Origin of the sequence: Arthrobacter sp. PAMC 25486 (genome assembly GCF_000785535.1) — a bacterium.
GTDB lineage: Bacteria > Actinomycetota > Actinomycetes > Actinomycetales > Micrococcaceae > Specibacter.
The window spans coordinates 177,785-199,676 of sequence record NZ_CP007595.1 but is presented as its reverse complement, the minus strand read 5'-3'; the positions used below and the strand labels follow the sequence as shown (position 1 = coordinate 199,676).

The window sequence follows — 21,892 nt, the reverse complement described above, 5'->3', positions numbered from 1 at the left end:
GCTTCGCAGTGTCACTCTTGTTCTTCAGTCGAAAATGGCGGGAGTGTTCCTTGCCGTCGGCGTCCCGATACCTGGCACGCCACTTGCCATTAGAGCGCCTCTTGATCGATGCCATTATCTGCCTCGTCGTCATCGGGGACACCAATATGCAAGGCAATCAATTGCATGAAGACGTTGAACATGGCATCTGTTTCTTCTTGCGACTCTGTACGTACGAAGTCATCCTCCACTACTTGCCACTTGGCGACACGCTTGGCGATCCAGCCCAAATATTCGTTCACGTCAGTAGGTGACCCTAGGTCTGGATCGCCAAGTTCGGTCAGAAGTTCTGGGTGCTCCCTCAAATGATAGTCGGCCGCCCACAAGTCATAGGCGGCAGCAGCAATTGGCTCCCGCAATTGCCTCAGTGAGTGATCGAGCCGCTTGCGGATAGTGCGAAACTCCTGCGTAGGTGTCTTGGATCCGCTGATCAAGAAATCTAGCTCCACATCCAACACTTCTGCGATTGTCAGCGCTTCGACAAGCCTTATAGAGCGAGTGCCCTTTTCAATCCGCGACACCGCGGACGCATCAACGGCCATGCCCTTTTCGGTCAGTCTTGAGGCGAAGTCACGCTGACTTAGATGGCGGGCGTTACGAAGCATGGACACCGCCAGGCCGAAATTTACTTCAGGAGACACTGGTCCGACTGTTGTTTGTTGCATGATGAACATCGTATGCGCTTGACAGCAACTCTGCCAACACCTATCGTTAAATTGTTCGCAACGACAAGCGTTGTCAACCAGAGCAATTGGAGAATGGGATGAACCAACTCATGGCCGCAGCCGCAGTCGCAAAGCTACTCACACTAGACGAAGTGGCTCAGATGCTTCGCAAAACTCCGGCGTCGTTACGTTGGATGATTCATGTCGGAACCGCGCCGGCATCCGCACTTATTGGAAACCGGCGAATGTTCCGTGAGTCCGATGTTGAGGCATACATAAACGCCGCGTTTGACGGGGCAGCCAGGTAATGGGGTTCAGCACCGGGGATCAGGTAGCGAATACCGCTACCAAGATCACAGGAACAGTAGCAGGCCACTCTCGCGGGCCGATAAAAGCCGAGGGCGCCGACTGGCCCATCGTTGATTGGGAGGGTTGGGGACTCGTTCTGACAGATCCATCCACAATCGAAAAAGTAAATGACCGTGACGCACTCGCCAAAGTAATCGTCACGGCCGAAGAAAATACACCTTACAAGGAGCAGATTCACTTGCAGTCTAGCAACAACACCACCATTCCCGCAGGTTACACACAGGCTGAGCCCGGTTCGCCGGTCTTCTTGGCGGATGCCACCGAGGGTCGCGGGCACCATATCTACCGCGAGTTCGACCGCAGCACTAACGAGTTCCAGCTGCACTTCGAGCTAGACCTTGACCGGGACATGTCGCCTGCCGAAGCTATCGGGTTCGCGCAGAACATCCTGAAGCTCGCCGTTCCGATGCAGGAAGATCAGCTCACCCGGGCAACCGCAGTAACGGGCTTCCCTTCGTGGGCAGAGACCTCCCACTATGACGAGGAGACGAACACCTTCTCAGGCCGCGGCCCCAGCATCCAGCTGAATGACGACCGCCAAAAGTGGGACATTCACTCGAACTGGTTCGAGGGCGGTGATGAACAATTCACCCTTGCCAAGCGCTACACAGACTTGGACGACCCGACCGAAACGCCTGGCGAGTACTTCTCATTCTCTTCTCGTGACGAGGTTTTGAGCGTAATGGCCGGTCTCGTCAATCTTCTGGCAGCAACCACGGAGGGTACGAAGTGAACGCGACTGCCCTCTCCCCCAGCCCCGCCCATGAGTACTTCGCCGAGCTGTCTGCAGTACCCGTAGAGTCCCTGACGGACGAGCTCGAATCACGCCTCCGGGCACGACACGGCGCACCCTCTGGCTTCCACTTGAACCTGACTGCTGGCGATATTACAGACATGCTGGCTAACCACGACTGGTCCGGCGAATGGGACGGCCCCACCATACAGCTCGACGGCAGCAAGATCACTACGGGCTGGAACCCTGACGCGGGCACCTACTTCTTCATTGACCATGACGGCGACGACGCGTGGCCCATCAGCCAAGCAGGAGCCCTCAGCGCAGCTATCCAGTCGCTGGCCACGATCTTCGCACCTGACGACGCATCCGAACGGCCGGAGGCTAGCAAGTGAGCGGTAGTTGCTCTGCCAGCCTCAAGTCCAAGGCGACGGAACATGACTTCAACCCCACGGTGTACCACTACGTCAAGAAAGCCAGCATCGCCCGGTCAATGACTCACGGAGCGACGGCCAAGGCCCTCTGCGGTGACCGTAGCGTGTACTCACACCCCATTGCAGGAAAGTCCGTGGACGCGACCAAAGGGCGTGTGATCTGCCCTCTCTGCAAGATGGTTTACGACAGCCTGCCCCAGAAGAAGGTGACGCCCAATGGCTAGGGACCGCGCAAACATCCGCACTGACATGCTGGGAGCCGACGCCTACCGCAGCCTCTCAATGGCAGAACAGCACCTGTACAAGCTCCTGATGATCCACTCCACACTTTCATACGCAGGAGTGGCTGAATGGAAGCCTGGCAAGCTCGCAGCGACAGCAAGTGACCTCACGAAGGAGTCGGTTCGTGCAGCCGGTAACGGCCTTCAGTCGAAGCACTTCATCTACGTGGACGAGGAAACCGAGGAGGTGTTTATTCGGTCGTTCGTTCGCCATGACGGGCTCCTGAAGCAGCACCGCTTGCCGGTCTCCATGGCCAATAACTACACGGACATCTCCTCATCAGAGATCCGTCAGTTCTTCGTTCACGAACTGCGGCGTCTCTTCGAGGAATATCCCGAGTACAAGTGCTGGGAGATTGATCGAGTCAAGCGACTCTTGAAGAACCCGTCAAAGGACATGAAGTCCATGAGCCATGCCGATGCCCACGGCGCCACCCATGCTATGCCGGATGCCGCGGGCTATGCCATAACCGAAGAACCGGGCTATGGGTCGCGAACAGCTACTGCTACTGCTACTGCTACATCTTCTAAAGAAGATAAAAGAGAGGCGCCGCAAAAACGCGGCACCCGCATCCCAGAAGATTTCCAACTGACAGCGGAGATGTCCCAGTGGGCAGCCAGCAACGCCCCGAACGTGGACATCAATCTGGAAACCATGAAGTTCAAAAACCACTGGGAGTCCAAAGCTGGCCGAGACGCCACCAAGCTCGACTGGATCAAGACGTGGCGCAACTGGATCCTCAACAGCCGGTCCAACGCCGCTACGACCAGCAAGCCTTCCACCATGGACCGGATCCGCAACACCGTTGCCGCAGGGCAAGCCCTGCAAGCGCAATCAAACCAAAACCCTCTGCTCGAGCTAGGAGAATGACCATGGAAATCCAAGACACCTCAAAAGTTCTAGCAAAGGTCCAGTCCTTCGACAACCGCAATGTCGACGAAGCGAACATCCTGGCATGGCACGAGATCCTGGCGCCCTATACGTTGCGGGATTGCCTGATCGCAGTCAGCAAGTACTTCGCCAAGTCGACAGCCTGGATTATGCCAGCCCACATCATTGAGCATGTTCGGAGCATCGAGGCGGCGCGCCGGAATAGGTTCCACAACGGCGTGTACCCCACCCAGAACGACGAGCAGTCCGGGAACTGGGTCGAGGTGACCCGGCGCCTGAACCGGGCCATAGCGACCGGAGAACTCTCACCAGCGGCCTACCAGCGCTACCACGACCAGAACCTCACCTTGAGCGCTGCGCTCGGCCTGGTGGCCATCCAGTGACCCCGGCAGAAGAAGAAATTCTCAGCGCCGCGATCATCACCAACGGCGAATGCCTCGAAGGTGTCAACCTGACCGGGCGAGACTTCAGCACCATGGCGGGCGGATTGCTGTTCGACCTCATCAAAGCCATCGCTGAGTCTGGTGGCCACGCAGACCTGATCACCATCACCAAGGCAATCAACGAGCTGCCTGCAGATGAAAAGCGCGGATACCCAGCCATCTCAGTGATGAACGCATTGTTCGCGAAGGGAGCCAGTGGAGCGGCCGCCTCGTTCCACGCCGAGGTGGTTGCCGAGGAAGCGGCTCGTCGCCGACTGATCGCTGTAGGCCAGTGGCTAGTCCAGTACGGCACCGAGGGCATGGACGTTGATGCCCTCGCCGACAAGGCCATGGAAGCCGTGCAAGGCGCTGTTGCTGGCGTCTCCACCACCGTTGACTCCATCGGCGCAACACTCGCCGACACGATCAACTCCTTCGGCGAACCAGTCACCTACTCAGCAACCCCGTGGGACAGCATCAACCACCTCATCCAAGGATGGCGACCAGGCGGGCTCTACATCATCGGCGCCCGCCCATCAGTCGGCAAAACCATCGCCGGACTGCAAGCGGCGGTCAAGCTCACAGATTTGGGACCGGTGGCGTTCATCTCACTGGAGATGTCCGAGGTTGAACTGCAAAAGCGGATGATCTCGCTTGATGCGAAGGTGGACATCGGCCACATCACCAGGAACAACATCACCGATGACGACATGCGGCGCATGAGCCCGGCCATCCATCGCTGGGAAGCCATGCCGCTGTACGTCGATAAGACCCATGGTGCGAAGTTTTCCGACATCAGCCGGCACGTCTGGTCTGTGAAACGGCAGCACGGTCTGGCTGCCGTCGTTATCGACTACCTGCAGCTCATGGAACCTTCTGACCCGAAAAAGAACGAGTACCAGACGGTCACGGAGAACTCACGAAAACTGAAGCTCCTGGCCCAGCAGCTCGAAGTCCCAGTCATAGCCCTGTCGCAGCTGAACCGCAGCTCTGAACAGCGAGACGGAAAGGTCCCACAGCTGTCCGACCTGCGTGCATCAGGCGGCGTCGAACAGGACGCTGACGTGGTTATCCTGCTGCACCGAGACCTCATGAAATCACCACATGAGATTGACCTGATCGTCGCCAAGAACCGGCACGGCATCACGGGAACCGCGGACATGGACTTCGTCGGCCACAACTCCGAGATCAGGGACCGCTACCAACAAGCGGCATAACACCAGGGGTACGCGATTATGCGTACCCCTACCAAAAAACCACTCGACAGGCTGACACCACCCGGTGTCCAGTCATTCAACCAACCCAGAAAAGAGAAAATCATGACCATCCAGCACAGTGAACTCACTTGGCAGATCCCCAACGAAGCACTCGAGATCCCGTGGAGCCCGTCAGACAGGCCACGCCTGTACCGAGTCCACATCACCACCTACCCCGCAGGCAGCTGGGCCCAATACGGATTCCCAGACGGCACAGACTGCACGCCAACACTGCGTACCAGCTGGAAGCCCGAAGGCTGGGAATCAGATCCTCGCTCTACGGACCGTGACGGCAACACCGCTGACTTCTGGTGGCCGTCCACCAGCCGGACGTATGCGTCCCGCTCAGCAGCCCAAGAACGTGCCGCACTGATCGAGTCTTACGGGGCCACCGCCCTCGTGCTCGAAACGGAAGCTCACTGGGTCCCTCTCGATGAGGCCGCTGCCAGCCGCAAGACGGAACGCGATCAGGCACGGATCCAAAAACTGGAAGCCAAGATCGAACAGATCAAACAGGCGTAGCGCCTTGAATTAACCGGCCGGCACCCAGCCGACCGATAAAAAAGTGGTGGCCACCTCGCACGGTGGCCACCACAGAAAATCCATCCAACCAGAAAGAAATTCATTGACCACCTTAGTTCAGATCCCCTTCCACGGCACACGCATTGAGGCACACCTCGCAGAAGACGACCTGCACGTGGTGTTCCGGCCCATCGTGGAATCCCTCGGCCTCGAATGGTCCTCCCAGCTCCGACGTATCAAACGCAGCCCATGGGCCAGCTATGGCCATATGAACACAACTGGCTCGGACGGCAAGAACTACGACATGGTGACCGTGTCGCGAAGGACTTTGACGATGTGGCTTGCGACTATCCAGGCAAGCCGGGTCAATCCAGACTCGCAAGAACTGCTGGCCGCATTCCAGAACGAATCTGCTGATGTGCTCGACCAGCATTGGCATAAGGGAGCCCCAGCCAGCGTTGAGTCGGCACCAGTGCCTGCACTGACACTGTCGCAAAAGACCCGGGACCAGATCGAGCTTCTTGGCATGGCTCGTGGTCTTGTGGATAAGAACTGGCTTGAGGGGAAGGCCCGCATTGTCTTGGCCCGGGCGCTCGACGAAGCCCCCGAGATCCCCGACGCGCAGGTTCCCCTCTACGTAGAGTCCTACCTGAACGAGAAGCCCGGACTGACCGCGGTACAGACCAAGGCTCTCCGCTCCCCCTTTGGCCGCAAGGTCTCGGCAGCCTACAAGGCGCACCACGGCCGAGTCCCGCAGAAGTCCCCTGGTGAAGTTGGCTCACGCATCCGAGAAATCAACGCCTACATCGAAGCGGACCGTTGGCTGTTCGACCAAGTATGGAACGACGACTACGAAGCCGTCTTCGGCGCCACACTCTTCCAGGCACTCTCAGCATGAGCGTCACCCCCGCAACGTTGCCGAGCCACCAATCACCCAAGCACCCTGATTCTGTGGGCCTAGTGAGGGCCATCAAGGACTCTATGAAATCCATAGGTACAACTCGGGCTGAAATAGTGGCCGGCACCCATCTGAGCTCCCGCGCCTTGGGCAAGAAGCTGAACTACCAAAGCGTGCTGAACATCAGGGATTTCTTTGCCATCGCGAGAATTCTAGATGTTAGTCCCAGCTCGCTGATCGCCGCGGCCGAAAGCCGCTAAAGCCCGCTCGCAGGAGGCGGGGTGCGACCAGCAGTCCGCCCCGCCTCACTGAGATCGGCCAGCCGGCATGGGACGATTTCAACGTCAATAAGTACTCAAACTCAGCGCTCATGAGACCGACCGATGCCCGAGAATGAAGAAGTGGTCCAGTACCTAACCCCCACCGACCTGTCAGCACGCCTGCAAATTTCCCTCAGCACCCTCGGTACGTGGCGATCCGTTGGCAAGGGCCCCAAGTTCTACCGAATGGGCGGACTAATCCGATACCACCCCGACGAAGTTGCCGCATGGGCCCGAGAACAAGCCAGCCAAAAATAACCCGACTCCGGACAGAATCAGACACACGAATGGAGATAAGTTGACCAGCCAGAAGATAAACTACGCTGCAGGACTCACGAACTACATAATTGCCAAAGACCCGGTCACCGGGCATAAGGCACCACGGCTCAAGGACAACCCCGGACAGGTCCACGCGGTCTACAACGACTCGCGCCGACCGGCTATGCAGGAACCATTCTTCGTTGAAGAAACCTGGGACTACCGGGCAGCGGTCTGCGGAAAACTGATCCGAGTGATCATGCCACTGTCTTTCAAGGAGACCGAGGAAAACGCCTGCCAAAGATGCGTAGCCAAAATGGCGACCATCGATGCCTCTCAGCCCCTTCGATTTGAAGGAATAATATCAGAACAGTTCCACCTTGGCTGGCGACCACGCTGGGCTCGACGCTCCACACAACAGCGCCCAACGCGACCCAATAGAGACCCGCAAAACCCCTAGAACAAAGGCCTCACCATCTTTGTGGGAACACCTGAACGTGTTAAAATTAGCTCAGCCGAACAAGTCTTTGGAGGACACGGAATGCAGACCGCTGACTACGAGCACATCCAGCTGAAGAACCGACTTACCACCCACCTCAACCGGATCCCCGAGCTTCTCCGCGACCTCGACATTACAATCACCATGCAGGCCAAAACAGGCGAACAGGTCGGGGGTGGCGGCATTGCCCCCAAGGAGCGCAACGTGTTCCATTTCGGCGCAAGTGAGATCCGCAGCAGGTATCACGCACTGCTGTCCGGGCTCTGCATCATCATCGACAAAGATCTCGGCCGGTACGAATACGTCACCGACACCACGAAGCTCGCGCAGAAGGCCAAGGCCCACGCAGGCTGGCTCGCAACCCACGAAGAAGCAAACGACTGGGTGCGAGACCTCGATGGCCTAGCTAGGGAACGCAACCGCGTAGTGGACCGCCAAGCCGAAGGACGCGTCTTCGCAGGTCAATGCCCCACCGAGGCGGACGGAGTAGCCTGCAACACTCCCCTATTCACCAACAAGGGTGAACCTAACGCCCGATGCCCCAAATGCAAAGCAGTCTGGGACGCCACCACCTGGCGACAAGAAGCACTCCAAGCAGCAAGGATGCACCAAGGCACCGCCGCAGAGATCAGCCGCGCAGTATCCGACCCCGTCACCATGGAAGGCATCAAACCAGCCACCATCAGACAATGGGCATCCCGTGGCAAACTCGCACCCATCGGACACAACCACCTCGGCAAACCCGTCTACCAAATCCGCAAAGTCCGAAACCTCTGGACCAGGATGAAAGCCAACAGCTACGCCAAGGCAGCGTAGACATTTTCGGGAAGCAATTTGACTTCTCGAACACTGTCACATAGATTGTTCTTAGCGTCGAAACAAATGACGAAAGGCTCGAAGCAAAATCAATCGCTTCGAGCCTTTGCCATTCCCAGATTCTCCTTCGCAACCAAGCCGCTGGGCTCGCCGTTTTGAGCCAGCATGCCAAAGTGACTGACGATGCCAATCCCATCCAAGAAAATATTGCTTTCCATCCCGCCTCGCTTTCAATTCGAATGAGCGCCTACGAGCGACACCAAGGAGCACCATGGAACGGACCTTCGATCATTCATCGTTCTTGTTGGACGTCCCTCGCTGGCTGTTCGTCATGTGGCCCGGTCCAAAGCGTAAGGAGATTCTAAGCCGTCAGGTTGAGCCACTGGAAAATAAAGGCTCCGAGAAGACCGATTGCCAACGAGCTAAGAACCCAGGCGAATCCTTTGAGTAGCTTTTGGGAAAATCTAGGCTCGTCAGTGATCTGTATGTTTGGCAGGAAGTAGTTTTTAGGCACGATGAGAACCATGGAAGTGACTGCTAATAGCAGAAACCCGGACAAGTCGCTGGGGTAAATATTCGTCAGCAGAAGCAGCGAGCTCACTGCAGCTACCGCCAGGCCTACGAGTGCCGCCCCTCCATAGGCGAAAAGCCAGCTCAGTGGATGGCTGACTCTCTTGAGGGAATGAGGGATTTTCAGTTTGGCAATCTCATAGAACTGCATGTCCCCTGTTTCGAGAGCTACAGTGACACCCAAATTCCTGTGCAATGAAATGTCAATACTTGGGAAAGACATTCGTCCCGATGGCCGAACAGAAACTGAACTGTACTTCGAAATAACATTCTCGCGAACAAACTCCTCCGGTGTTCCCGTGTACCTTTCGGATCTATTCCCATTGCCACGCAACGAAACAGTCATCTCCACGCTTCTCACCACGCTGTCAATATCCCGGCTGAGCTGCTCCTTCGCATCGTCGATTTGCTTCTCCGCCGCCCCTCTGATGTATTCGTTGTCCGAATCCAAATCGGTCTCTAGGCGCGCAACTGCTGACCGCACGCTGGCGGTCATTTGAGTCACATACTGCTGTCGCTTTTCGCGTTCAAGTTCGCGCATTTCCTCCAAAAAAATCTGCAGCCCGGCACTGTCAGTTCGGAGCAAGTTTCGCCTGAAATTCTCACTGATATGTCTTGATCCCATCAGGCAATCCTAAGCTGACCCAACTCGCTACGGAGAAAGACCATGACCACTGATGGGTGCACGGGGAATTAGCTCACTTGGTAGAGCGCCTGCCTTGCAAGCAGGAGGTAGCCAGTTCGACCCTGGCATTCTCCACTCTCCACCCGCTGTCTAGTTGCACGCTCCCGTAAAAGGGCACTGTGCGATGCAACGTCAAGGTGTGAGACAGCCAAGCCATTGGCTGCTAGTGACCGGATCGCTACCGGAAATGGCACCGAGTACGTGCCCCCAGCACGGGCGCCGCTCATCATCCGGCACTCACAGATGATGCACACTTCCCGCGCCGCCACGGGATCGCATCCCACACTGTTGAGAATGAACGTGTTCAGATCATGATGTTGGCAGAACACCCTGCCCGCATCAAAGAAATGAGCGACAAATGTCCCAGCAGCCAGTGACTTACCAAAATCATGACCGCGTGAGAGTAATTTCATCGGGTGAGCTTGGCAACATCGCATATCGGACTGGAACCAAGATGTTCTATATGGACACCGTCGCAGGTGGCCTGAACACGAAAACTGTGGTGGTTCACATGGACGGCACCGGAGAATTCAAGGCCTACGCCCTTTCTGCGCTAGAAAACAGTGACGATAAGAACTAATCCGTCCGTTCAGCAATGAATCAACCGGCCACCGTCTCAGGCAAACCGGAAGCACAACCCGAGACGCCACTTCTCCACACCCCGACACAGCTACAGCAGCGAGCGGGCAGATGTGGGGCATTACTTCGGGTAGGTGAGTAAGTGGCCTACAAGGTTTGCTCACGCCCCGGCTGTCACAACATCTTCGATGGCACAGGCAGATGCGCTGACTGCAAGCAGCAGTCGAACCGTGGGCGCCGCGCATCCAACGCCCCATACAAGACCAAGGGTCACCAAGGGTTCCGCCTCGCCGTCCTCGACCGCGATCCAATCTGCGTCAACTGCCACATACGCCCCAGCACCGACGCCGACCACTACCCAAAGGACCGACCAACACTCGTAGCGCTCGGCTTCGACCCAAACGATCCAGTCCACGGCCGCGGCCTCTGCCACGGATGCCACTCCACCTCCACCGCCCAAGAACAACCAGGCGGATGGAACATGCGGGACGAATAGCCACCGAACAACAGGCGACAGCGAGCGCACCGAACAGTGGCCCACCGAACACCACCCCAGCACACGCCACCCACCACCGCGACCCAGCGCAATACCAAACCAGCGGCAAGAAGGTAGTGGCCACCGGCAACGACGCCACCCCACCACATACACCGCGCACCACGCTGACAAACAAGCCGACTTCAACGTCAACAAAGAAGCTCCACAAGCTCACCACGCGACACCGAATAAAACCAAGGCAAACAAGCCTCACAAACACCTCCCGCCGCGCACACGCAGCCCACAACAAGCCGCACAACACCAAACCAGCGCAACGACAAGACCAACCCCCAACAAAAGAGGGGGGAGGCCCCATCAAGGCCTAGGGCAGAGGACCGCGGGAGAGGTCGGAAAAACCCCGGGAGGGTTCAAACGCTTTTCGGGGTGACCCGATTTTGCCGTTCAGCGCAACGCTGTCCGGCTTTCAACGCCCGCGCAATGCGGGATTGGAGGGAAAGTATGGGTAGGGGTGGAGCTCGTCCGCGCAGTGGCCCTGCCGCTGACCTGGATGCTTTTGCGCGTGAGCGTGACAAGGGCGATTGGGTCCTTTTGCCGATGTCTTGGGATCATCCAGCGCCGGAATGGCCGCTGCTTGATCCTGTTGACACTGAGACGGGCGGTTCTGAGTACAACAATGTGCGTGAGGCCGAGATTTGGGAGCAGTTGTGGTCTCAGGGGCAGGCGCCGGCTTGGATTCTTGATGCTCAGGAGTTCGCTGTTGCGCTTTATGTGCGCCTGGTCGTGGTTGTTGAGTCCACGATTGGCACGAAGTCTGCACCGCTGCTGGCGGAGATGCGCAGGCAGCAGGAAATGCTTGGCCTGTCTCGTGATGGGCTGCTGAAGAACAAGTGGCGATTCCGTGACCACGACGGCATGACCGTCGCTGCCGATGAAGGCCAGCCAGAAGCGCCGCAGGGTGCGGGGACGGTGGTTGACCTGTTTGCCGGAGTCAAGGTTCGTGGGGCCTGAGTACTCCATCCCGAAACTGCATCTGGGCCGGTTGGTCACGGGGTGGATTCAAGCTCATTGTGTGATTCCGGAGGGCGACAAAGCGGGGGAACCGTTTGTGCCGACTGTGGACCATGCGGTGTATTTGGCGAACTTTTATGAGGTGCGGCCGCAGGCGCAACTTGGCGAGCTGAACGTTGCGTTCACTCACCGTGCTGGCTTGTGGATGGCGGCTCAGAAGGTTGGCAAGTCTCCCGGCATCGCTACCCAGTCGCTGGTCGAGTTCATTGGCCCGTCGCTATTTGCGGGGTGGGCCAAGGCTGGCGACATGTTCAAGTGCATCGATCATGATTGCCCTTGCGGCTGGGTGTACTGGTACACGCCGGGCGAGCCTATGGGCCGTCCGAGACCGACGCCACGTATCCAGATTGCGGCTGTTGTTGAGGATCAGGTGGAGAACACTTGGGGCGCTCTTGTCCCGATGATCGACAACGGCCCGCTGGCCAACATTCTTCGTACTGGTGAAGCGTTCATCAAGCACCCGAACAAAAACCGTGATTCCCGCATTGAAACGGTGACATCGAAGGCTGACGGCCGACTTGGTGCCCGTATTTCTGCGGCGTTCCCGGATGAGATCGGGCTGTGGACTGACAGCAACAAGATGAAGAAGTTCTACCGCACCCTGTCCCGTGGCCTAGCGGGTATGGGCGGGCGGATGTCCTGTTCCACGAACTGCTACGACCCTGCGGAGAGCTCGCAGGCTCAGTCGTTGCATGAGTCGCGGCAGAAGGACATTTACAAGCACTATTTCCCGCCACCGGCCACGCTGGACTTCAAGCTGAAGGCTGACCGTAAGAAGATCTTCACGTTCAACTATCAGCACTCGCCTTGGGTGGACATCAGGTCCATTGAGGCTGAGGCTGCGGCGTTGATGGAGGAAAACCCTGGCGAGGCTGAGCGGTTCTTCGGTAACCGCATCGTTGCTGGTTCACAGTCTTGGTTGAAGGTTGGCCAGTGGGAGAAGAAGTTCGCCTCTACGTCGGTCCGGCCGCGCACGAAGGTGTGTGGCGGGTTCGACGGTTCTGAGACGAATGACCTTTCCGGGATCCGGCTGGAAACACTCGACTTCCACCAGTTCACACCGACCTACCACCGCGGGGAACGCAAAACGATTTGGGACCCTCGCGAGTGGAATGGGCGCGTGCCTCGCAATGAGGTGCACGCTGCTTGGGCTGACCTCAACAACCAGTACGAGTTTGTGCGCGTCTACTGTGACCCTTTCAAGTTTGAGACTGAGCTTGACGAGTGGAAAGCCCTCTACGGAGAGAAAACTTTCTTTGAGTGGAGGACTAACCGTGTCAGTCAGATGCACGCCTCGTTGGAGGGGTTCAAGACTTCCATTGTGGAGCCTGATTCGAAGTTCTCCCATGACGGGTGTGAGACGACTGAGTTTCATATGCGGAACGCGGTTGAGCGTGCCCGGCCTGGGCAGAAGTACATCCTGGGCAAGGCGTCCGAGTTGCAGAAGATTGACCTTTCCATGTCCTCGACTCTTGCGCATGAAGCCACTGGTGACGCCGTTGCCTCTGGTGCAAACAACAACGCTGATGAGCATGTTTACGTGATGTAAGGGGGCAACATGGCATTGACTCCTGAACAGGCCGTGCGGATTGCAAACAGGCTGGCCTCCGAACTTTCGCAGCGTAGGCCTGAGGCGAAGCAGCTGAAGGACTTCTTCCTTGGCGAGCAGCCTTTGGCGTACGCGACGAAGGAATGGGCTGAGTCTCATGGTTCCCGGTACAAAGGGTTTTCGGACAACTGGTGCGGCGTCGTCGCATCATCGTCGTCTGAGCGTCTCGGGGTTATCGGGTTCAAGCTGCCTGGCAGTGAAGGTGCTGAGTCTTCGGATATTGAAAAGAAGATCTGGGATCAGTGGCTACTCAACGAGCAGGACTCGCTTTCCTCCCAAGGTTTTCTTGATGCTGGGATTGCTCGCCGTTCGTTCTGCCATGTGTGGGGAGACGGCGAGGGCGACGCGATTATCAACTGGCGCACCGCGTCGGAGGCGATTGTTGAGTACGACGCCGAGACTGGCCGTAAACGCGTCTATGGGCTGAATACGTGGGTTGACCGTGAGCAGGGTTTCGAGTTCGCGACCTTGTACACGGCCGATGAGGTGTGGAAGCTCCGTAAAAGCATGATTGGCGGGTCTACCTCGCTGATTCTTCCGGCGAAGGTTCTTCTGGCGCTTGGCGGCTGGGATTTGGTCCCTGGCGATGAGCGCTACGGTGCGAATCATCTTGGCATGGTCCCGATTGTTGAGTTCCTGAACCGCCCTGTGTTGGGTGAGGGGCCGCTGTCGGACATTGCTGGCGTCGTGTCGATGCAGAACGCCATCAACCTGTTGTGGGCGTACCTGTTCAATGCTGCTGACCATGCGTCGATGCCGGCGCGTGTGGTGATGGGCCAGTCACCGCCGTCAATCCCGATCCTTGACGACAAGGGCGTGAAGATCGGCGAAAGGCCGATTGACTCGAAGGCGCTGACCGAGGGCCGCATGCTGTGGCTCACCGGCCAAGCAACAACTGTCAGCCAGTGGGATGCGGCGAAGTTGGATGTGTTCACGGCCGTCATCGAGCAGGCTGTGGGGCATATTGCGGCACAGACCCGCACGCCACCGCATTACCTTGTGTCAAACAAGGGCCTGTCCAACCTTTCTGGCGATGCCTTGAAAGCTGCTGAGACTGGGCTTGTGCAGAAGGTCTATCAGGCGCAGGAGTTCTTTGAACCTCGCTTGCGGGACGTGTTTGAGCTGATGGCCATCCAGATTGGTGAGGATGATGCGGCGAAGGCTGCACGTCTTGGCCAGGTGCGGTGGAAGGACGCGGAGAACCGTTCGGACGCGCAGACTTCCGACGCGATGGCGAAGGACAAGCAAGCCGGTTACCCGTTCGAGTTCCTGTTGGAGAAGCGCGGTCACAGTCCTACTGAGATCACGCGGATCATGGCGATGCACCGGATAGAACTTGAAAATGATCCGTTGCTGGTGGCTCAGAGGACGATGCAAGAGGCGGTCTGATGTCTGCTGAATCGTTGGCTGTGCTGCATTATAACTACGGCAAGCTTGTCACTGCGGCGGTCGCGGCCCGGCTCACTTCTTTGTGGGTTGGGGTGGATCAGTCGAACATTAGTGGTTCGTGGGCTGAGCGGTTGCCGTCTGCTGTTGCGGCGGTCACCACTGGCCAGTCGGCTTTGGCTGCCGATGCTGGCGGGTACGTGAATGCTTCGCTGATCTCGCAGGGAATGAGTCCTGAAGGGTCAGCGCTGGTTCCTGCCGCGTTTGCTGGTGTTGCGTCTGATGGGCGGGCGCTGGCGTCGTTGCTTTCCTTTCCGGCGTTCACAGCTTTGCAGGGCATTCGCCACGGGGCTCCTGTGGGGCGCTCCATGGGCGCTGGCCTAGATCAGTTGCTGAGGATTGGGCAGACGCAGGGGGCGGACGCCCATAGGGCGGCTACGGGCGTTGGGATGACTTCCCGGCGCGCACGGACTGGCTATGTTCGCATGGTTGACCCGCGGGCCTGCAGTCGCTGCGTTCTGCAGGCGGGTAAGTACTACCGGTGGAATGACGGGTTTCTCCGTCACCCGGGCTGCAACTGCCGCCACATTCCAACCAGCGAGAACATAGCTGGCGACATGATGACCGACCCTTACGAGTTCTTCAACTCCCTTTCCGAGGAAGAGCAGGACCGGCGATTCACAGCCGCCGGCGCGCAGGCTATCCGTGACGGCGGCGACATGTTCCAAGTCGTCAACTCGCGGCGTGGCATGGACGTGGCCGGCCTGACTACCAACGAGGGTACGTCGCGGCGGGGCTCTTATGGTGAGGGCCGAGAGCCGAGAATGACCCCGGATGCGATCTATAAGGCGAACGGCAATGACCGGCCTGGCGCTCTCCGTGACTTGGAAAAGTACGGGTACATCCTGCCGGGCGGGCAGCAGCCGGAAGGCGTTTTGCGCGGCACGGGCTACGGCTTCACATCCAAGGAAACTATGACGGCGGCTCAGAAGCGTGTGCAGAGGTCGCAGCTGAACTGGGATGCCGTGCAGCAGGGCCGGAACCCTTACGGGCGGGCTCGGCTTACTCCACAGATTTCGGCGATGGTCGAGGCTGACTATCGCCGCTGGTTGGCCACAAACGGCCAGATTTTCATCAAATAACCCCCTACGCCCGCAATGGGCACTCGCAATGAGAAGGAAGTAATCCCATGGCAAAAACAATTCACGGCATTGACTTGGCAGCGCCCGGTGGCATCGCTGCGCTGATGGCGTTCCATCGGCTGACGTTCGGCGATGCCGTCATGGAGCTGGACCCCGAAGCGCCGGCAGATGCGGTGACCGCCGTTGATCCTGCCGCCGATCCCGAGGCTCCCGCGGTTGACCCCGCCGAGGACCCGGACCCGGAAGGTGCCGAGGCGCTGGGCGATCCCGGCAAGCGCGCACTTGACTCCATGAAGGAGAAGCTGCGGGAGGCCCGTGCCACGCTCAAGGAACGCGACTCGGAGCTGTCCACGCTGCGTAAGCCCGCCGAGCCGTCCACGGACCCGGAAGCGATCCGTGCCGAGATCCGCGCAGAGCTGACCAAGGAGAGCAGTGGGAAGCTGCTGCGCGCCGAGGTGAAGGCTACAGCGGCCGGCGCGTTCCAAGACGCCGAGCTTGCGCTCAGTCTCGTGGACCTTGAAGCCATCCATGTTGGGGCGAACGGTGAAGCCGACCCCGACGACATTCAGGACGCCATTGATGCTGTCCTGGCGAAGTACCCATATTTGGCCGCGCAAAGCGGTTCGAAGAAGCGCGTGCCCAACGTACCCGCTGATCCCGCCAAGCCTGACACGAAGGCGCCGACGTTGGCTGAGCAGATCAAGTCTGCCGAAGCTGCGGGTGACTTCCGGAAGAGCATGGCACTGAAAAGTCAGCAACTCGCTGGCATCGCAACCAAGTAACAAGGAGGCCATAAATTGGCTGGAATTACCGGTATGGGCACAACCTTTGAACTGCCCAACTACACGGGTGAGCTGTTTCAGGTCACCCCGAACGAGACCCCCATCCTGTCCGTCATTGGCGGGCTGACTGGCGGCGAGTCCGTCAGCTCCACGCAGGTGGAATGGCAGGAGTACGACCTTCGCACGCCGGCTGCCCGGCAGAAGAAGGAAGGCCAGGATGCGCCCGCGGGTGAGGGGCGCAAGCGCTCCAACGTCACCAACGTTCTGCAGATCCATCAGGAAGCTGTTTCCGTGTCCTACACGAAGCAGGCCGCGACTGGGCAGAAGGCCGGGCTGAACACCAGCGCCACCAACCCGGTGCAGGATGAGCTTGGATGGCAGCTGACGCAGGAGCTGAAGCAGACTGCCCGCGACGTGGAGTGGTCGTTCCTGAACGGCACCTACCAGCTGCCCACGGACAACACCAAGGAGCGCCGCACCCGCGGCCTGCTGCAGGCCATCACCACGAACAAGAAGGCCGCTGCCGGTGAGCTGCTTTCGCTGGAACTGTTCGGCGACCTGTGCCAGATGGCCTACGACAACGGCGGACTGGCCGAGGGTGACACGGCGACCATCATCGTCAACTCAACCCAGAAGCGCGCCCTGTCGTGGATCTTCTCCAAGGGCGGCACGCAAAACCAGCCGGATTCACGGAACTACTTCGGCGTGAACTTGCAGACCATCGAGACGGACTTCGGGAAGCTGAACATCATGCTTCACCGTGACATGCCCGCCGACAGCCTCGTGGTTGCCTCGCTTGAGCAGCTGGCCCCCGCATTCCTGGCGATCCCGGGCAAGGGCCACTTCTTCGCGGAGCCGCTGGCGAAGACCGGCGCATCCGAGAAGGTGCAGGTCTACGGTGAGATCGGCCTGAAGTACGGCAATGAGCGCACCCACGCCAAGCTCACGGGCTTGGCCACGGATCTGGGCCCGCTGTTCACCCCGCCCGTTACGCCCCCCGTAGGCGGCTAGACCTGAGAGGGGTTTGACATGGAAGCGTTCGCGACGATTGATGACCTCTCAACGAGGGTCAAACGGGTTTATGAAGACGATGAGGTCCCGTCAGTGGAGGCAGCGTTGGAAGACGCTAGCGAATACTTGCGGGACCTCATTGGCCAGAACGTTTACCCGCAGCAGACAGCCACGTTTCGCACGCGAGTGCGTGCCGGGGACTTGCTGGACCTCCCGCAGCAGCCGGTGGTCGCCGTTGATTCGGTGACCATCGGCGGCTCGGCCGTCGTGGCCGATATGGCTGATGGCGGCTTCTATGTGCACACGTCCGGTATTGCTGAGGTGACATTCACCTACGGCTTTTCGGAAGTGCCAGGCGCTTTGAAGCTCTGGACGTGTGTTCTGGCATCCCAAGCCATTGAGCTTGTGGAGACACTGGGCACGCTGGGCACTGGCGGGCTTAGCTCGACGGGTGTTGATGACTTCCGCAGGGCATGGGCTGACGCTGGCGCAAACGCCGGTTATGCACTGCCTGAGCGGCAGGAGGTCAAGCTTGTCGAGCGTTACGGGCGGGCCGTGTTCGTGACTGGTGAGCGATGAATATCGCTGGCGAGGTGCGGGCTGGCCGGCGTCTGGCTGAACGGCTCATGATTGACCGGTTCCGGTTCACACGGGCTGTGCTTGGCCCGCCCATTCGGGATGATGAAACCGGTGATCTTGTGTATCCGCCGCGTGAAATTGTCTACGAGGGCAAGGGCAAGGTGCAGACCTATGAGGCGCACGAGGTTGGCATTGGTTCCGCTGGCCGGCTGTTCACTGTTCAGCGGTATCAGATCCATGTTCCTGTGGCGTCTGGCCGGTTCATGATCGGTGACGTTGGCGAGTGCACCAAGGCGACCCTTGACCCGGAGCTGCTTGGTCGTGAATACGTCGTGGCCGCGCTGCTGCACAAGACTGCGGCGACGGCGCGGCGGCTGCAAGTGGATGAGGTGACAGCGTGAGCGACTTCTCCCAGCTGCGCGGTTTTGCGAATGAGCTGCTTAGGTCCGAGGGGCCCGTTGCTGAGGGTGGGCGTGCTGCTATCAAGCGTGGCGCTACGAATGTGAAGCGAAAGAGCGTGTCCACGATCATTGCTGCTGTGGGTGCGCGTCACGCCAAGCACTATGGCAAGTCGATCACTTTCGACATCTTCAACGATGGCATGTCAGCGGAAATCGGCCCGCAAGTCGGGAAGAAGCAGGCGTTCCTCGGGAAGATCCTGGAGCACGGGACTTCCACGAGCGCGCCTCACCCACACCTGTTCCCCGCTGCTGACGAAGAGCAGGAACTGATTGAAGAAGGCGTCATGAAGGCCGTGGCGAAGGCGTTGAAACTATGAGCGCCCAAGACACACTGCTGGCGATGGTCAAAGCGGCGATCCCGTCCGTCACGGTGTACGACGGGATTATCACGGACAAGGAAGATTCCCTTCCTGCCCGATATGCGGTCCTGTACGCACCGCCCGGCCTAGCTGTCGCTGGAGATGTTGGCGTGACGGCGACCGGCCGGCACTATGACTGGTCAATCACGTTCGTTGCTGCTGCCCCCGATGTTCACAATGCGGCTGAGCTGCGCTGGCAAGTCCAGTGGGCACAGCAACGTGTCCGCGACTACCTGACGGCGCGCAAGCTCACCGTAGGCGGGCAGAAGATCGAACATGTCCATGCTGAGCTGCCAGGACGGGATGAACAAATCCCGGCCCGCGTAGTCCTCTACGCGTCCGATAAGTACCGGGCGCTCACCTAACCAAACCGAAAGGCACTCAGTGATGGGGGTCTTTTTCATGCCTGAAAGGTGGCCAAATGGCTGCACGCGAATGGGTGAAAGTCCGGGACACGCGGACTGGTCGAATCCTGCCGAGCAAGGTTCTCCGGTCCCATCTTGGGCTTGCCCCGTATCTGAAAGAAGTCCCGTCGTCTCGGGCAAAGAACAACCCGCCTGCGGGTGACAGCGGCCCGGTGTCGCGGAAAGTGAGTAAGAAATGAGTGCACGGCTCGTTGACTCCGACATCACACTGCTGATCGCAGTGCTTGGCGGCGTTGCAGACATCAGCAAGCCCACTGTTACGGAACTGACCGCGGGGGTGAACATCACATGTGCAGTCGTGGCCGGGTATGACCTGGGCATGGACGCATCGGAAGAAATCACCGGCAAGGGCGTTTGCGACAAGGGCAAGGTCGTCAACTTCGGTGACGCGAATTACAAGGGCTCCCTCCAATTCTTCCTTGAGGCTGAGGATGACGCGACGGCGGCAACGTCCGCGTACATCGCGGCTGAAGAGTTCTTCACCACGCGAGGGATCAAGTTCGACCTGTTCCGCCGCATCGGCAAGGCCTCTGATGTTCCGATCACCGCCACGGACAAGGTTGAAGGCTATGGGTTCGTCACTGACTACCCACAGTTCGCTTCCGGCGCCGACGCTTCCGGTTATGCAATGTTCACGCAGCCGTTGGCGCAGCAGTCACGTTTCACTGACGGCAAGGTCGCGGTCGTCGGTCCGTAACTGGCTGACCCATTTGACTGGCGGCGCGGGATGCTCACAGGCTCTCCCGCGCCGCTGCACCACCTCTGAGCCTGTGACCCGCAAATTTAGGAGCCTGTGAAGCCATGCAAAGAATACCGCTCAACAGCCAGAAAGCCCCGAACGCGGACGTGATCGCTTTCGTCGCAGCCAACGGCATTGACCCCAACGAGGTCATTGCTGACCAGCTGGCGTACATCGCCAACAGCCAGCTGACTGTGGACGTTTTTGTGCGACGCGATGACGGCACCAAAGTCCTTGACCACAGCGGTGACCGGTACACCAGGGGAAGCCTGACAGTGCCGCTGCTGTCCGCCCCCGAAAACCATAACCTTAGGAGCCTGTGATGACTGAAATTACTGAAGAAACGTTTGACCTTGAAGCATGGATCGGCGGGGCAACCACCAAGGAACGCCGAGTGACGGTCTACCAGAAGTCTGGACTGATCGGCCAGATCGACATCCTCAAGGAAGAACTGACCATCGCCCGCCGCATCCCGACCGGCCAGCGCGGCATCTCCGACCGTTCGCCCGCGAAGATCGAGGCAGAGATCCGCACCTTGGCACAGTCGTTCGCTGACTCTGCCCTGGTCGTGCGAGTGAAGGGCCTCACTGAGGACCATTCCTCCCGGCTGCGGAAGAACGCCGTCGTGGACGCCGAGAAGAACCGGCGCAAACTCTCTGATGAGGCCCGCAGCGCCTTGGGCATGCGTGCTGTCCTGCTGGAATCCATCGTCTTCCCGAAGTTCACAGACGAGAAGCAGCTCAAGACATTCGCCGAAGCTATCGGTGATGGCCAGTACGTGCAGATCATCGAGGCGTACCAGGATGCATCCTTCATGCCGTCCGAGGTGAACCCGGGTTTTTTGCTCGAGTCCTCCGACGAGGAAGATGGAGCCGACTCCTACTCGGGCTAAAAACGTCCCGCACCTATGGGGTGGCACCGCTGGTCTGGCTCGGGATCACCAAGAAAGGGTGGACCGAGACAGACCGGCTACTGACCATGGGCCTGCAGGTGTTGGAGCAGTCCACATGCTCGGGCTGCGGGCACTCTGTGGACAGCACGGTAGGCGCTCAGAACGCGGGCTGGTTCAAGGTCGAGACATTCAGCTGTCTCGGGTGCGAGGCCAAGGACAGGGCATCAAGCACTGCCGATCATGACCCAAAAACACGGGTACGTATGCAAGTGATTGACGACCGGTTGAAAGACACCTAGAGGCCCGCGGATTCCATCTCAGCGCCAGCTTCTTGGCACGCTTCAATAATGTCCGGAACTGACATGTAGTAGGCAATGGCCGCGTCTCTTGTGGCCTCGGTAGCGTCCATTCGTGACGCCATGCCGGCGAGGGTTTGAAAGTCTGACGCAAGTTCCCCTTCGGACTGCTCGTATGCCTTTTTGATCAGTCCTGGCCGCTTGCTGGACGCAACCTGCGCAAGGTTCTTGTAGTAGTCGTCATGCTCGTTTGCAATTGCCAAGGCTACGGTGTCTTCGACGTTCTTGTGCGCGAAGTCGAATGTTTCACAGGCCGATATGTTGGCTTCTGAAACGCCGCTTCCGCATGAAGACGCCAAGAATGCCATGACAACAATAACCCCAACTGAAAATGATTTACGCATAACCG

31 protein-coding genes and 1 tRNA gene are annotated in these 21,892 nt (G+C 58.7%); 27 read left to right on the top strand and 5 right to left on the bottom strand.

Going from position 1 to position 21,892, the window contains the following annotated elements:
- Positions 1-89: 89 nt before the first annotated feature.
- A complete protein-coding gene (locus tag art_RS20695) occupies positions 90-704 on the bottom strand; it encodes a helix-turn-helix domain-containing protein (protein WP_157875086.1) in 615 nt (204 codons plus the stop codon).
- 98 nt (positions 705-802) lie between these two features.
- On the opposite strand from art_RS20695, the gene art_RS23100 reads away from it, so the two are divergent.
- The 12 genes from art_RS23100 (at position 803) to art_RS00900 (ending at position 8,404) form a co-directional block, all read left to right on the top strand.
- Positions 803-1,012: an AlpA family transcriptional regulator gene (locus art_RS23100; protein ID WP_052135865.1), complete on the top strand. Its 210-nt coding sequence runs from the start codon at positions 803-805 to the stop codon at positions 1,010-1,012.
- A complete protein-coding gene (locus tag art_RS00950) occupies positions 1,012-1,806 on the top strand; it encodes a hypothetical protein (protein ID WP_038461953.1) in 795 nt (264 codons plus the stop codon). Before art_RS23100 ends, art_RS00950 begins: the two co-directional genes overlap by 1 nt.
- Positions 1,803-2,201: a hypothetical protein gene (locus tag art_RS00945; RefSeq protein WP_038461950.1), complete on the top strand. Its 399-nt coding sequence runs from the start codon at positions 1,803-1,805 to the stop codon at positions 2,199-2,201. Before art_RS00950 ends, art_RS00945 begins: the two co-directional genes overlap by 4 nt.
- Complete coding sequence (locus art_RS23205) at positions 2,198-2,464, top strand: DUF3039 domain-containing protein (RefSeq protein WP_038461948.1); 267 nt, start codon at positions 2,198-2,200, stop codon at positions 2,462-2,464. Before art_RS00945 ends, art_RS23205 begins: the two co-directional genes overlap by 4 nt.
- Complete coding sequence (locus tag art_RS20690; protein WP_052135864.1) at positions 2,457-3,392, top strand: hypothetical protein; 936 nt, start codon at positions 2,457-2,459, stop codon at positions 3,390-3,392. Before art_RS23205 ends, art_RS20690 begins: the two co-directional genes overlap by 8 nt.
- Before the next feature lie 2 nt (positions 3,393-3,394).
- Positions 3,395-3,796 (top strand): hypothetical protein, encoded by a 402-nt coding sequence (locus art_RS00930; RefSeq protein WP_038461946.1) that lies wholly within the window; start codon positions 3,395-3,397, stop codon positions 3,794-3,796.
- Positions 3,793-5,052 (top strand): DnaB-like helicase C-terminal domain-containing protein, encoded by a 1,260-nt coding sequence (locus tag art_RS20685; RefSeq protein ID WP_052135863.1) that lies wholly within the window; start codon positions 3,793-3,795, stop codon positions 5,050-5,052. The genes art_RS00930 and art_RS20685 overlap by 4 nt, the downstream gene beginning before the upstream one ends.
- Before the next feature lie 102 nt (positions 5,053-5,154).
- Positions 5,155-5,613, top strand: a complete 459-nt coding sequence (locus art_RS20680; RefSeq protein WP_052135862.1) for a hypothetical protein — start codon at positions 5,155-5,157, stop codon at positions 5,611-5,613.
- Positions 5,614-5,716: 103 nt separating this feature from the next.
- Entirely contained in the window at positions 5,717-6,511 is a 795-nt protein-coding gene (locus art_RS00915) for a phage antirepressor N-terminal domain-containing protein (protein ID WP_052135861.1), read from the top strand.
- Between the two features lie 83 nt (positions 6,512-6,594).
- Entirely contained in the window at positions 6,595-6,771 is a 177-nt protein-coding gene (locus art_RS00910; protein ID WP_162182017.1) for a hypothetical protein, read from the top strand.
- 123 nt (positions 6,772-6,894) lie between these two features.
- The gene (locus art_RS00905) at positions 6,895-7,089 is read left to right on the top strand and encodes an AlpA family transcriptional regulator (RefSeq protein WP_038461942.1); all 195 of its coding nucleotides are present in this window, start codon (positions 6,895-6,897) and stop codon (positions 7,087-7,089) included.
- 541 nt (positions 7,090-7,630) lie between these two features.
- A complete protein-coding gene (locus tag art_RS00900; RefSeq protein ID WP_038461940.1) occupies positions 7,631-8,404 on the top strand; it encodes a hypothetical protein in 774 nt (257 codons plus the stop codon).
- 89 nt (positions 8,405-8,493) lie between these two features.
- On the opposite strand, the gene art_RS23095 is transcribed toward art_RS00900, so the two are convergent.
- A complete protein-coding gene (locus art_RS23095) occupies positions 8,494-8,622 on the bottom strand; it encodes a hypothetical protein (RefSeq protein WP_301537946.1) in 129 nt (42 codons plus the stop codon).
- Positions 8,623-8,765: 143 nt separating this feature from the next.
- Complete coding sequence (locus art_RS00895) at positions 8,766-9,515, bottom strand: hypothetical protein (RefSeq protein ID WP_162182016.1); 750 nt, start codon at positions 9,513-9,515, stop codon at positions 8,766-8,768.
- A 146-nt stretch (positions 9,516-9,661) separates the two neighbouring features.
- On the opposite strand from art_RS00895, the gene art_RS00890 reads away from it, so the two are divergent.
- A tRNA-Ala gene (locus art_RS00890) sits at positions 9,662-9,734 on the top strand.
- A 322-nt stretch (positions 9,735-10,056) separates the two neighbouring features.
- On the top strand, positions 10,057-10,239 hold the full coding sequence (locus tag art_RS21990) for a hypothetical protein (RefSeq protein WP_157875085.1): 183 nt from the start codon (positions 10,057-10,059) through the stop codon (positions 10,237-10,239).
- A 159-nt stretch (positions 10,240-10,398) separates the two neighbouring features.
- Here art_RS21990 and art_RS21985 read toward each other — a convergent pair whose 3' ends face one another.
- Positions 10,399-10,680, bottom strand: a complete 282-nt coding sequence (locus art_RS21985) for a hypothetical protein (protein WP_038461936.1) — start codon at positions 10,678-10,680, stop codon at positions 10,399-10,401.
- A gap of 648 nt (positions 10,681-11,328) precedes the next feature.
- Between art_RS21985 and art_RS20675 the strand changes: the two genes are divergently transcribed.
- From art_RS20675 to art_RS00820, 13 genes are all read left to right on the top strand, one after another.
- On the top strand, positions 11,329-11,742 hold the full coding sequence (locus art_RS20675; RefSeq protein WP_052135860.1) for a hypothetical protein: 414 nt from the start codon (positions 11,329-11,331) through the stop codon (positions 11,740-11,742).
- A 61-nt stretch (positions 11,743-11,803) separates the two neighbouring features.
- The gene (locus art_RS00875) at positions 11,804-13,351 is read left to right on the top strand and encodes a hypothetical protein (protein WP_157875084.1); all 1,548 of its coding nucleotides are present in this window, start codon (positions 11,804-11,806) and stop codon (positions 13,349-13,351) included.
- Positions 13,352-13,360: 9 nt separating this feature from the next.
- Positions 13,361-14,800: a phage portal protein gene (locus tag art_RS00870; RefSeq protein WP_052135858.1), complete on the top strand. Its 1,440-nt coding sequence runs from the start codon at positions 13,361-13,363 to the stop codon at positions 14,798-14,800.
- On the top strand, positions 14,800-15,939 hold the full coding sequence (locus art_RS00865) for a hypothetical protein (RefSeq protein WP_052135857.1): 1,140 nt from the start codon (positions 14,800-14,802) through the stop codon (positions 15,937-15,939). The genes art_RS00870 and art_RS00865 overlap by 1 nt, the downstream gene beginning before the upstream one ends.
- Before the next feature lie 47 nt (positions 15,940-15,986).
- Positions 15,987-16,721 carry a hypothetical protein gene (locus art_RS20670; RefSeq protein WP_052135856.1) on the top strand — a complete coding sequence of 245 codons (735 nt, stop codon included), beginning with the start codon at positions 15,987-15,989 and terminating at the stop codon, positions 16,719-16,721.
- A 15-nt stretch (positions 16,722-16,736) separates the two neighbouring features.
- Positions 16,737-17,732, top strand: coding sequence for a DUF5309 family protein (locus art_RS00855; RefSeq protein WP_052135855.1), 996 nt, complete (start codon positions 16,737-16,739; stop codon positions 17,730-17,732).
- Between the two features lie 18 nt (positions 17,733-17,750).
- Positions 17,751-18,311, top strand: a complete 561-nt coding sequence (locus art_RS00850) for a hypothetical protein (RefSeq protein ID WP_038461934.1) — start codon at positions 17,751-17,753, stop codon at positions 18,309-18,311.
- Entirely contained in the window at positions 18,308-18,712 is a 405-nt protein-coding gene (locus art_RS00845) for a DUF6093 family protein (protein ID WP_038461932.1), read from the top strand. Before art_RS00850 ends, art_RS00845 begins: the two co-directional genes overlap by 4 nt.
- Positions 18,709-19,089: a hypothetical protein gene (locus art_RS00840; RefSeq protein ID WP_052135854.1), complete on the top strand. Its 381-nt coding sequence runs from the start codon at positions 18,709-18,711 to the stop codon at positions 19,087-19,089. The genes art_RS00845 and art_RS00840 overlap by 4 nt, the downstream gene beginning before the upstream one ends.
- The gene (locus tag art_RS00835) at positions 19,086-19,496 is read left to right on the top strand and encodes a hypothetical protein (RefSeq protein WP_038461930.1); all 411 of its coding nucleotides are present in this window, start codon (positions 19,086-19,088) and stop codon (positions 19,494-19,496) included. Before art_RS00840 ends, art_RS00835 begins: the two co-directional genes overlap by 4 nt.
- 235 nt (positions 19,497-19,731) lie before the next feature.
- Positions 19,732-20,253: a hypothetical protein gene (locus art_RS00830; RefSeq protein WP_038461928.1), complete on the top strand. Its 522-nt coding sequence runs from the start codon at positions 19,732-19,734 to the stop codon at positions 20,251-20,253.
- 104 nt (positions 20,254-20,357) lie between these two features.
- Positions 20,358-20,618, top strand: a complete 261-nt coding sequence (locus art_RS00825) for a hypothetical protein (RefSeq protein ID WP_038461926.1) — start codon at positions 20,358-20,360, stop codon at positions 20,616-20,618.
- A complete protein-coding gene (locus tag art_RS00820) occupies positions 20,618-21,187 on the top strand; it encodes a hypothetical protein (RefSeq protein WP_038461924.1) in 570 nt (189 codons plus the stop codon). Before art_RS00825 ends, art_RS00820 begins: the two co-directional genes overlap by 1 nt.
- A gap of 295 nt (positions 21,188-21,482) precedes the next feature.
- Here the strand turns inward: art_RS00820 and art_RS00810 are convergent, their stop codons facing one another.
- A complete protein-coding gene (locus art_RS00810) occupies positions 21,483-21,887 on the bottom strand; it encodes a hypothetical protein (protein WP_157875082.1) in 405 nt (134 codons plus the stop codon).
- Between the last annotated feature and the right edge of the window lie 5 nt (positions 21,888-21,892).